Source organism: Brachybacterium sp. AOP29-B2-41, assembly GCF_052378395.1.
Lineage (GTDB): Bacteria > Actinomycetota > Actinomycetes > Actinomycetales > Dermabacteraceae > Brachybacterium.
In genome coordinates this window covers 256397-266922 of record NZ_JBQSXR010000005.1, presented here as the reverse complement: position 1 = coordinate 266922, position 10526 = coordinate 256397, and the positions used below count along the sequence as shown (strand labels likewise).

At 69.9% G+C, this 10526-nt stretch carries 9 protein-coding genes; 2 read left to right on the top strand and 7 right to left on the bottom strand.

Annotation, left to right across the window (positions count from 1 at the left end):
• Positions 1-47 precede the first annotated feature (47 nt).
• A complete protein-coding gene (locus ACT3T9_RS07450; protein ID WP_441444175.1) occupies positions 48-461 on the top strand; it encodes a twin-arginine translocase TatA/TatE family subunit in 414 nt (137 codons plus the stop codon).
• Positions 462-645: 184 nt separating this feature from the next.
• Here ACT3T9_RS07450 and ACT3T9_RS07445 read toward each other — a convergent pair whose 3' ends face one another.
• From ACT3T9_RS07445 to ACT3T9_RS07430, 4 genes are read right to left on the bottom strand one after another with little or no spacing between them, the layout of a single operon-like run.
• A complete protein-coding gene (locus ACT3T9_RS07445; protein WP_444501740.1) occupies positions 646-1905 on the bottom strand; it encodes an Mrp/NBP35 family ATP-binding protein in 1260 nt (419 codons plus the stop codon).
• Positions 1902-2504 (bottom strand): DUF1003 domain-containing protein, encoded by a 603-nt coding sequence (locus ACT3T9_RS07440; RefSeq protein ID WP_441444173.1) that lies wholly within the window; start codon positions 2502-2504, stop codon positions 1902-1904. Before ACT3T9_RS07440 ends, ACT3T9_RS07445 begins: the two co-directional genes overlap by 4 nt.
• 2 nt (positions 2505-2506) lie before the next feature.
• Positions 2507-3856, bottom strand: coding sequence for a magnesium transporter MgtE N-terminal domain-containing protein (locus ACT3T9_RS07435; RefSeq protein ID WP_441444172.1), 1350 nt, complete (start codon positions 3854-3856; stop codon positions 2507-2509).
• Complete coding sequence (locus tag ACT3T9_RS07430) at positions 3853-5343, bottom strand: aminopeptidase P family protein (RefSeq protein ID WP_444606225.1); 1491 nt, start codon at positions 5341-5343, stop codon at positions 3853-3855. Before ACT3T9_RS07430 ends, ACT3T9_RS07435 begins: the two co-directional genes overlap by 4 nt.
• A gap of 97 nt (positions 5344-5440) precedes the next feature.
• Here ACT3T9_RS07430 and ACT3T9_RS07425 point away from each other — a divergent pair, with 97 nt between their 5' ends.
• A complete protein-coding gene (locus tag ACT3T9_RS07425; RefSeq protein ID WP_441444171.1) occupies positions 5441-6325 on the top strand; it encodes a PHP domain-containing protein in 885 nt (294 codons plus the stop codon).
• 131 nt (positions 6326-6456) lie between these two features.
• Here ACT3T9_RS07425 and ACT3T9_RS07420 read toward each other — a convergent pair whose 3' ends face one another.
• The 3 genes from ACT3T9_RS07420 to ACT3T9_RS07410 form a co-directional block, all read right to left on the bottom strand.
• Positions 6457-8439 carry a DEAD/DEAH box helicase gene (locus ACT3T9_RS07420; RefSeq protein WP_444501741.1) on the bottom strand — a complete coding sequence of 661 codons (1983 nt, stop codon included), beginning with the start codon at positions 8437-8439 and terminating at the stop codon, positions 6457-6459.
• Positions 8440-8542: 103 nt separating this feature from the next.
• On the bottom strand, positions 8543-10261 hold the full coding sequence (locus ACT3T9_RS07415; protein WP_444606223.1) for a metallophosphoesterase family protein: 1719 nt from the start codon (positions 10259-10261) through the stop codon (positions 8543-8545).
• A gap of 23 nt (positions 10262-10284) precedes the next feature.
• Positions 10285-10506: a DUF3107 domain-containing protein gene (locus ACT3T9_RS07410; RefSeq protein WP_441444168.1), complete on the bottom strand. Its 222-nt coding sequence runs from the start codon at positions 10504-10506 to the stop codon at positions 10285-10287.
• Between the last annotated feature and the right edge of the window lie 20 nt (positions 10507-10526).

The following is a 10526-nucleotide window of genomic DNA, read 5'->3' as shown; positions in this document are numbered from 1 at the left end:
TGCAATAATGTCAGGCATCAGCGGACCTCGAGACGTACAGGTGGACAATGGGCGGCACCGGATTCATCGGCCTCGGTGGGTGGGAGCTCGTCGTCCTGCTCATCGTGTTCTTGGTGTTCGTCGGGCCGCAGCGTCTTCCTGACGTCACCCGGCAGCTGATCTCGTGGGTGCGCCAGGCGCGCCGCTGGGTGGACGACTCACGTTCGACCGTCGAGGACGAGATGGGCATCGCCATCGAGGACCTCCGGAAGTACGACCCCCGCCAGTACGATCCTCGCCGCATCATCCGCGAGGCCTGGGGTGACACCGACCTCGAGGAGCTGCTGCCCGGCAAGGAGGCGATGAGCATCGCCGCCGGGGGCGCCGCAGCAGGTGCCGCCAAGAAGGGTGCGAAGTCCGGCTCGAAGTCGGCGAAGGACAAGGCCCCGAAGCGGGCGCCCTTCGACGACGAAGCCACCTGAGCTGACGGCAGAATCCGTCTGAGCCGACGGCGGCATCCACCTGAGCCTACGGCGGCAGCCGCCTGAGCTGACGGCAGCATCCACCTGAGCGGACTCCGCAGCCGGATCTGGCGCCCCTGAACTGACGCCCCTGAACTGACACCCCGGAGCCGACGGCCCCGGGCCTGAAGACCGAGTGCCCCTGTCAGGACCGGGCGACCGTCAGCGGCAGCTTCATCCCACCCAGCCCGCGAGGCTTGCGCACGAGCGCTCGGGCCACACCCTTGAGTGCCATCGCGGTCGGCGAATCGGGGTCGGAGACCACCAGCGGCACGCCCCGGTCCGAGCCTTCGCGCAGCGCGGGATCCAGCGCGATCCGGCCCAGCACGGGCACGTCGTGCCCCACGGCACGGGCGAGCGTCGCGGCGACGCGATCCCCGCCACCGGTGCCGAAGACATCCATCACGGTGCCGTCGGGCAGGGTCAGCCCGGCCATGTTCTCGACCACCCCGGCGACCTCCTGCTCGGTCGAGGTCGACAGCGAGCCCACCCGCTCGGCCACCGTCGAGGCGGACTGCTGGGGCGTGGTCACCACGACCATCTGGGCACTGGGCAGCAGCTGGGCCACGGAGATCGCCACATCTCCGGTGCCGGGCGGCAGGTCCAGCAGCAGCACGTCGAGGTCACCCCAGAAGACGTCCGAGGCGAACTGCTCGATCGCCCGGTGCATCTTCGGTCCGCGCCAGACGACCGCCTGCCCCTCGGGCACGAACATGCCGATGCTCATCACCGCCACCCCGTGGCCCTCCGGAGGCATCAGCAGATCGGAGACCTTGGTGGGCTGGTCGGTGATGCCGAACATGCCGGGCATCGAGAAGCCATGGATATCTGCATCGATCACCCCCACGCGCAGTCCGTCGGCCGCCATCGCCGCGGCGAGGTTCGCGGTCACCGTGGACTTGCCGACCCCACCCTTGCCGGAGGAGATCGCGAAGATCCGGGTCAGCGAGCCGGGCTGGTTGAAGGGGATCTGGCGGCGGCCCTGGCGCAGCCGCTTGGTGAGCTCGCTGCGCTGCTCCTCGGTCATCGCGCTGGTCGAGACCTCGACCCGCGAGAGTCCGGGCACGGTCGCGGTCGCCTCCGCAGTCTCGCGCTCGATGCGATCACGCATCGGACAGCCTTCGATCGTGACCAGCACATGAACCTTCGCGACGCCCTCGGCATCGACGTCGACGGAGCCGACCATGCCGAGCTCGGTGATGGGACGGCGGATCTCGGGGTCGATCACCCCGTTCAGGGCCTCGCGGATCTGCGCGACGCGCGAATCCTCAGCGCTCTGTCCGTCACCGGGATGCTCGGTGGGCTGCTCGCCGGTGGTGTGCGCGGGAGCGGGCTGTTCGAAGGCGTTCCGGGGGTCGGACGCGTTCACTGGGTCTGATGCATTCATGGGGTCGGAAGCGTTCATTGAGGATGCTGCTCCTTCGATGACGTGGCGCCGTCGCCTGCGTCACGGCGGACCAGCGCCGCCTCGACCTCCTCACGGAGGATCGCGCGCAGAGCGTCGGCGTCGGGGGCGGGCGCGGGAGGCGCCTCGAGATCGTCGAGCAGATCGCGCAGCTCGCCGCGCACGAAGTCGCGGGTGGCGACATCGTTCAGCGCCAGGCGCAGCGAGGCGATCTCTCGGGTGATGAAGTCGGTGGTGGCGTGGTTGCGCTCGTTGGACTGGCGATCCTGCTCGACCTGCACGCGATCACGGTCGTCCTGACGGTTCTGCGCGAGCAGCAGCAGGGGCGCGGCGTAGGAGGCCTGGAGGGAGAGGATCAGCGTCAGCAGGGTGAAATTCAGGGCCCGGGGATCGAACTGCGCCGATTCCGGCATCAGCGAGTTCCAGGTCAGCCACACCGCGCAGAAGATGGTCATGCCGACCAGGAACGCCGGGGTGCCCATCATCCGGGCGAAGCCCTCCGCACCGCGCCCGAAGGTGTCTCCGCGGAAGGGGTTGCGCAGCAGCGGCCGGCGCCGGGGTGCCGGATCATCGAGCGGGGCGGGGTTGCGCTCTGCCATTTTCACTCTCCCTTCGTGCGGTCCGCGGCGGCGGCCTCGGCGTCCCGGGCGGTGGCCCGGGCGATCTCCGACAGATCGATCTGTCCGGTGGCGGGCGGCGGCTCGTCCTGCTCGCGCCAGTCATCGGGCAGCACATGGTCGAGCACGTCATCGACCGTGACCGCGCCCAGCAGGCGGCCGTCCTCATCGATCACCGGGATGGAGACCAGGTTGTAGGTCGCCATCTCGCGGGTGACGGTGGACAGCGGGGCGGAGGGCTCGACCGCGACCCGGTCGGGATCGATGATCTCGCCGACAGGGCGGTCCGGACGCTCCCGCAGCAGCTGCTGGAAGTGGACGATGCCGAGCAGCTTCCCGGTGGGTGTCTCGAGCGGGGAGCGGCACACGTGCACGGTCGAGGCGAGAGCGGCGTGGACCGCTTCGCGGCTGATCATCGCCAGGCAGTGCGCCACCGGGGTCTCCGGCGCGACGATCAGCGGCTCGGTGGTCATCATGCCGCCGGCGGTGTACTCGTCATAGGCGAGCAGGCGGCGGACGTCCTCCGCCTCCTCGGGCTCCATCAGGTTCAGCAGGTGCGCAGCGACATGCTCGGGGAGCTCCTGGACGAGGTCCGCGGCGTCGTCGGGATCCATCGCATCGAGGATGTCCGCCGCGCGGGTGGCGTCCATCCCGGTGACCACCTCGACCCGGGTGTCCTCGGGGAGCTCCTCGAGAACGTCGGCGAGGCGCTCGTCGGCCAGCTCACCGGCGAGCTCGATCCGGCGCTTGGGCTCGAGCTCCTGGATGATCTCGGCGAGGTCGGCAGGGTTCAGATCCTGATAGGACGCGGCCAGCAGATGCGCGGACTGCTCAGCCTGGGTGCCGTAGAGCCCCGAGACCTCGGACAGCTCGACGGTGAGGGTCTGGCCGCGGGTGACCAGCCGGCTCAGCGAGCTGCCCACGCGGCGGCGGCGCAGGTGCAGTCGGGAGACGTCCCAGTCGCGGTGACGGTTCTGGTCCAGCGCGATGTCCAGCACCGTCGCCTCGCCGGTGCCGTCGAGGAGCGTCACCGCCCGATCCAGCAGCTCACCGATCACCAGCAGCTCGCCGGTGCGCTTCTCGAAACGTCGCACGTTGAGCACCCCGGTGGAGATCACCTGGCCGGGGGAGATGGAGGTGACCCGGGTGATCGGGAGGAACACCCGGCGCTTGACGGACACCTCGACCACCAGGCCGACGGCCCGCGCGCTGGTGCGGGACTGCGGCACCACCACCACGTCACGGACCGTCGCCACCACGTCTCCGATGGGATCGAAGACCGAGGTGCCGGCGAGCCGGGCCGCGTAGAAGCGCGGCTGAGCCGTGGTGCTCACTGCCGCAGCTCGGCGATCCAGCGCTCCACCTCGTCGGCGCCGCGAGGTGCGGCGGCGGAGAGGTTCCGGACGCCGTCGGCGGTGACCAGCACGTCATCCTCGATGCGCACCCCGATGCCGCGCAGCTCCTCGGGGACCAGCAGGTCGTTCTCCTTGAAGTACAGCCCGGGCTCGATGGTGAAGACCATGCCCGGCTCGAGCTCCGCGTCGAGGTACATCTCGCGGCGAGCCTGGGCGCAGTCGTGCACGTCCATCCCCAGGTGGTGGCTGGTGCCGTGGGGCATCCAGCGTCGATGCCATTGGCCCTCGGGGGAGAGTGACTCCTCCGCGGTGCCGGGCAGCAGGTCCCACTCCTCGAGCGTATGGGCGAGGACCTCCATCGCCGCGGCGTGCAGCTCACGGAATCGCAGCCCGGGACGGGCCACTGCGAAGGCGGCGTCCGAGGCTGCCAGCACCGCCTCATAGATCTTCCGCTGCACCGGTGAGAAGGTGCCGGCGACGGGCAGGGTGCGGGTGATGTCGGCGGTGTACAGCGAATCGACCTCGACCCCGGCGTCGATCAGCACCAGCTCGTCCCCGCGCACGACGCCGTGGTTGCGTGTCCAGTGCAGGGTGCAGGCATGGTCGCCGGCGGCGGCGATGGTGTCATAGCCGACGCCGTTGCCGTCGGCCCGTGCGGTGGCGGCGAAGACTCCCTCGATCACGCGCTCGCCGCGCGGATGGCCGACGGCCTCCGGCAGGTGGCGGATGACGTCCTCGAAGCCGCGGATGGTGGCGTCGACCGCCTTCTGCAGCTGCCCGATCTCGTACTCGTCCTTGACCAGGCGCAGCTCGCTCGCGGCCTCCTTGAGAGCGGCATGCTCGCCCAGGGCCTCGTCCCCGCCGGGCAGGCCGTTCTGGCCGCGGATCTCCTCGACCATCGACTCCACGGCGGCGTCCACGCCCGGCATCACGCTCAGCGACAGCTGGGCGCCGACATCCTTCGCAAGGTGATCGCGCAGATCCTCGATGTGACGGACCTCGATGCCCAGGCGCTGCGAGGCCTCGACGAGAGTGGGCCGACGTCCCACCCACATCTCGCCATAGCGGGAATCGGCATAGAACTCATCGGTGTCGAACCCGGCGCGGGGACGGAAGAAGTAGGTCGCCTCCGCAGTCTCGGGGTCCTCGGCAGAAGGCTCGACCACGAGCACGCTGTCCGGCTCCTCATCGGTGCCGAGGCCCGAGAAGTACGCGAAGGCGGTATCGGGCCGGAAGGGGTAGTCAGTGTCGTTGGAGCGCACCTTGAGCACACCGGCAGGCAGCACCAGGCGGGTACCGGGCAGGCGGCGCACCAGCGCATCCCGCCGCGCCGGGGTGGCGTCCGCAGACTCGAGGCGGGCGGCATCGGGGACGGTCTCGTCCCAGCCGGAGGAGATGAACTCTCGGAAGGCTTCATTGTTGGGGCGCTGGGAGCGGGAATCTCCTCGGGAGGCGAGGTCCCTCATCCGCTCGGCGCTCTCGGCGCTCTCGGTGTTCTGGGTGCTCTTGACGCTCTCGGTGTTCACACCACGATGTTCTCATGTCGCGGTCTACCCTGGTCGTATGAGTGAGAGGTCAGACTCCCCAGACAGCCAGCGCATCGATCTGCATTCCCACAGCTCGTGGTCCGACGGCACCACGGGAGTGGGGGAGCTGTTCGCGCAGGCCCGCACAGCAGGCCTGGACGTGCTGGCTCTGACGGACCACGACACCGTGGATGGCTGGTCCGAGCTGCCGGCGGCGGTGGCCGCCAGCGGGTTGGCGGCTGTGCCGGGGATCGAGGTCTCGAGCGAGCACGAGAGCTCGAGCGTGCACATCCTCGCGCTGCTGGTGGACCCCTCGCCGGACTCCGACCTGGCTGAGGAGATGGCCAGCGCCCGCGCCTCACGGGTCGAGCGCGCGCGGCGGATGGTCGAGCTGATCTCCGTGGACCACCCGCTCAGCTGGGAGGACGTCACCGCCCAGGTCGCCGGCGAGACCACCGTGATCGGTCGCCCGCACATCGCGGACGCGCTCGTGGCCGCCGGGGTGGTCCCGGACCGCTCTGCGGCCTTCACCGAGGTGCTGCGTCCCTCCGGCCCCTATTACGTGCCCTACTATGCCCCCTCGCCGCTGGCCGCCGTGCGTGCGATCCGGGAGGCGGGCGGCGTCTCGATCGTCGCGCATCCCGGCTCGGTGACCCGCGACGACGACCTGCCGCTCGCGCTGCTCGAGGCGATGGTCGACGCGGGGCTGGACGGCATCGAGGTCGACCACCGCGAGCACGACGAGGCGGAGACCGCACGGCTGCGCGAGTTCGCCCGGCGGCACGACCTGCTGATCACCGGCGGCAGCGACTTCCACGGCAGCGGCAAGCCCAATGAGCTGGGCGAGAATCTCACCGCCCCCGAGGTGCTCGAGTCGATCGCAGCACGGGCCACCAGCGGCACCCGCATCATCCGGCCCTGAGCATGACGATGGCCCATGATCTGCCTGATCATGGGCCATCGTTCATGGGCCGCCGTTCATGGCCCACCGTGAAGGCTCGGTTGCGACCGTGCGGGGTTCAGCATCCTCGAGGAGCTGACCTTCCGCGGGCCTCAGCCCTCCTGCGGAGCAGCTCCGGAGCTGTTGCCACCGGAGCGACCGCGGCCGCCCCGGGACCGGCGACGGCGCGGACGGTCATCGCCCGAGGACTCGCCCCGGCTCTCGCCGCCCTTGCTTCCGCTGCCCTTGTTCTCGCCGCTCTTGCTTTCGCCGCTCTTGTCGCTGGCCGACGTCCCGGTCGGCGTCTCGTCGACCACCTCGCCGTTGACCCGACGGGTGCGCGACCGCGAACGGCTGCGGCGGGGACGCTCGGAGGCGGACGCGCCGCTGACGGCAGCGTTCGAGCCGGCAGTGTGGGAGCCAGCAGTGTTCGAACCGGCGTCGCTCGAGGTGCCGGCGACGTCCTGGCTCGCGGTGCTCTCCGTGCTCTCGCCATCCTGGACGCGGCTCTCGCTGCGCCCACCACGGGAGCGGTCACGTCCGCGACTGCCGTCACGACTGCCATCACGGTCACGGCTGCCGTCACGGTCACGGCTGCCCTCGCGACCGCCGTCCCGTCCCCGGCTTCCCTCACGAGCGCGGCCACCGTCCTGGCCACCATCGCGACCACGGCCGCCCTCGCGGCTGCGGCCGCCGTCACGTCCGCGGCTCTCCCGCGAGCTGCGGCCGGAGTGGTCGGTCCCGCCCAGATCCTCGAGCGTCTCCGCCTCGAGACCCTCGCGGGTGCGCGCGCCCTTGGGCAGCGTGCCCTTCACCCCTGCAGGGATGTCGAGCTCGGCGAACAGATGATCGGAGGTGGAGTAGGTCTCCACGGCCTCGGTGGACTCCAGGCCCAGCTGGCGGGCGATGAGAGCCCAGCGCGCCAGGTCCTCCCAGTCCACGAACGTGACCGCAGTGCCCTTCTTGCCCGCACGCCCGGTCCGGCCAGTGCGGTGCAGGTAGGTCTTGTCGTCGTCCGGGCAGTTCCAGTTCACGACATGGGTGACGTCGGTGACGTCGATGCCGCGGGCGGCGACGTCGGTCGCGACCAGCACGTCGATCTTGCCGTTGCGGAAGGCGCGCAGCGCCTGCTCGCGAGCGCCCTGGCCGAGGTCGCCGTGCAGGGGAGCGGCGGCGAAGCCGCGATCGGCGAGATCGCCGGCCACCCGGTCCGCCTGGCGCTTGGTGCGCATGAAGATGATCGACAGGCCGCGGCCGCGAGCCTGCAGGATGCGGGCCATCACCTCGATCTTGTCGAGCTGGTGGGCACGGTAGACGACCTGCTTGATGTCGGCCTTCGTGCGGGCTTCATCGCCCGGATCCTGCGCCCGGATGTGCGTGGGCTGCTTCATGAACCGGCGAGCCAGCGCCATGATCGGACCGGGCATGGTGGCGGAGAACAGCATCGTCTGCCGATCGCCGGGCACCGCCTGCAGCAGCTTCTCGATGTCCTCGAGGAAGCCCAGGTCGAGCATCTCGTCGGCCTCGTCGAGCACCGCGGTGCGCACCTGGGAGAGGTCCAGATACTTCTGACGCATAAGGTCGATCAGGCGCCCCGGGGTGCCCACGACGACCTCGACACCCTTCTCGAGCGCTTCGATCTGCGGCTCGTAGGCACGGCCGCCGTAGACCGTGAGGATCCGGATCGGCCGCTTCGCCGACGCGGTCTGAAGATCCTGGGCGACCTGCACTGCGAGCTCACGGGTGGGCAGCACCACGAGGGCCTGCGGCTTTCCGATCACCCGGTTCTGAGGGTTCGGCTCGCCCGGGGCCACGGAGTTCTGCAGCAGCGGGATGCCGAAACCGAGCGTCTTGCCGGTACCGGTCTTGGCCTGGCCGATGATGTCGCGGCCGCGCAAGGCGACCGGAAGGGTCAGCGACTGGATCGGGAAGGGAGTGGTGATGCCCTTCGCGGCCAGTGCCTCGACGATGTCCGTGCGAACATCGAAATGGGCGAAGGTCTGCTCCGGCTCGGCCGGGGCAGGGGTGCCGGAGCTCAGCTCGACGGCAGGGGAGGCCGACACGGCCTCATCGGTGTGCGGGATGGTTTCAGGCACCGTTCAACTCTCTGATCATGGATATGCATAGCCATCGTAGCCCCCATGCCCGAATCGGCACCCGGATCAGGTTCTTTCCCACTCACAGTGATCCTGCTCAGCCCTACCCTTCCTGACCCCCGTCGCTGGGATCGGGCAGAGGGCTCACCGGATCGGTCGGCGTGACGCGGTCCTCGTCGGGCAGGCCCTCGCCGGGCTCGACCTCCTGCTCGGGCGGAATGGTGCCCTCGGGGGTCTCGGCGCCCTCGGGGATCTCGAGCTCCGGGACCTCATCAGGCATCTGGGAGCGCTGGATGGAGACCGACACCAGGCCGAGCCCACCCATCACGATGTCGTCATAGGCGACCAGGCGCCGGGTGTTCTTGTCGAAATAGAGCATCCGCGCGGTGAGGTCCAGCGGATCGTCTCCCTGGAGCACCGGCGAGACCCCGCCGGACGCGAGCGCGCCGCCGGTCGAGCCGACGGTCAGCCAGTCGGTCCCGGAATCATCGCGATCCAACTCGACCTTCGAGGTGTGCATGTGCCCGGACAGCACCAGCGGTGCGCGCCCCAGCAGCCCCTCAGGCTTGGTCGGATCGTGGAACAGCGCGATGTCCACAGGCTCCGCAGGATGCTCGCCGTCGTACGCCGTGATGGTGTCCCCGAGCTGGAAGGCGCTTGCGATCACCGCCTCGTCGCCCTCGCGCCAGCCCCCGGCATCGGAGTCGTCGTCGGCCGCGAAGCGGGGATCGCCGATGCCCGCGATGCGCAGCCCCGCCACCTCGACCACCTCGTTGTCGACCACGGTGGCATTGGGCTGGGACTCGATCGTGGCCGCGGCCGCGGCGCCGTCGTGATTGCCGCTGACGTAGACGTACGGGACGTCGAGGGAGCCGATCGAGTGCAGGAGCTCGTTCTCCAGCGGAGTGCCCCAGGAGACGATGTCCCCGGTATCGATCACCACGTCGATCGCGAACTGCGTGTGCAGCTGTTCGATCACGTCATAGGCCTGGGGATTGTCGTGGATGTCCGAGACGTGCAGGACGGTGATCAGGTTCTCCTGATCCAGCCCCACCGGCAGCGAATCCGCGGCGATGTACAGCGCGGAGACCTGTCCCACGAACTCGGCGAGCGTGTCGCGATAGCTCTGGTAGTCGATGACCTTGCCCTGGCCGAGGTCCGCGATGTACGCGGCCTGGGACAGGAGCCCTTCGAACTTCGGTTGGCTGAGGGACTCGGGAGAGAAGGTCACCGAGGTCGCGGCCACCGACGCTCCCACCACCGCGACCGCGCTGCCGCCGGCGACCAGTGCACGGCGCACCCGGCGGAAGGTCAGCCCCACAGCGAGCCCTGCACCGGCGGCGGCGAACAATGCGTTCAGCGCGGCATTCTTCGCCGCGGCGGCCGTGATGGCCTCGGGGGCGGACTGCTGGAGCTCGGTGAACCCGGAATCTGCGTAGAACAGCGCCTCCGCCTTCTCGACGTCCACGGCCTTGACCCTGGCCTCGATGCGCACCGGGGCGGTGTGGGAGTCGAAGGCGACCTCGCCCACCGGCGGCAGCAGGATCACCGTCTGCGAGGAGAGGGAGGGGCGCAGGTGCACGCTGGCGGTCAGCGGGCCCACCTCGACCGTGGTGGCAGGGACCAGGAGCAGGCCCACGATCCCGCCCAGCACCGCCACCACCGCCGTGGTGGTGACATGCAGCAGGCGTGCGCGGCGGCGCCGCAGTCGGCGCCGACGGATCGGGGACTCCTCAGGATCCGGCTGCTCCTCGGCGGGGACGGCGTGGCCGTCCTCGTCGAGTTCCGACGCGCTGCGCGGGTGGTCCTCGTCGGCGTTCACAGGGACCGCGGGATCATCAGGTCTCAGCCGAGGAAGCCGACGCGGCGGGGCTCCTCGGTGGAGACCTCGGCGTAGGAGACCTTCGCCCCGGGGATCAGCACGGTGCGTCCCTTGTCGTCGACCAGGGTGACGGGGGTGCCGTCGGTGATGGCCGTGCCGAGCCGCTCGAGCAGGGCATCAGCCTTCTCTTCGGACTCGATCACGATCTCGCGAGGGGAGTGCTGGATGCCGATTCGGATCTCCATGACCTGACCTTCCCTCCGCC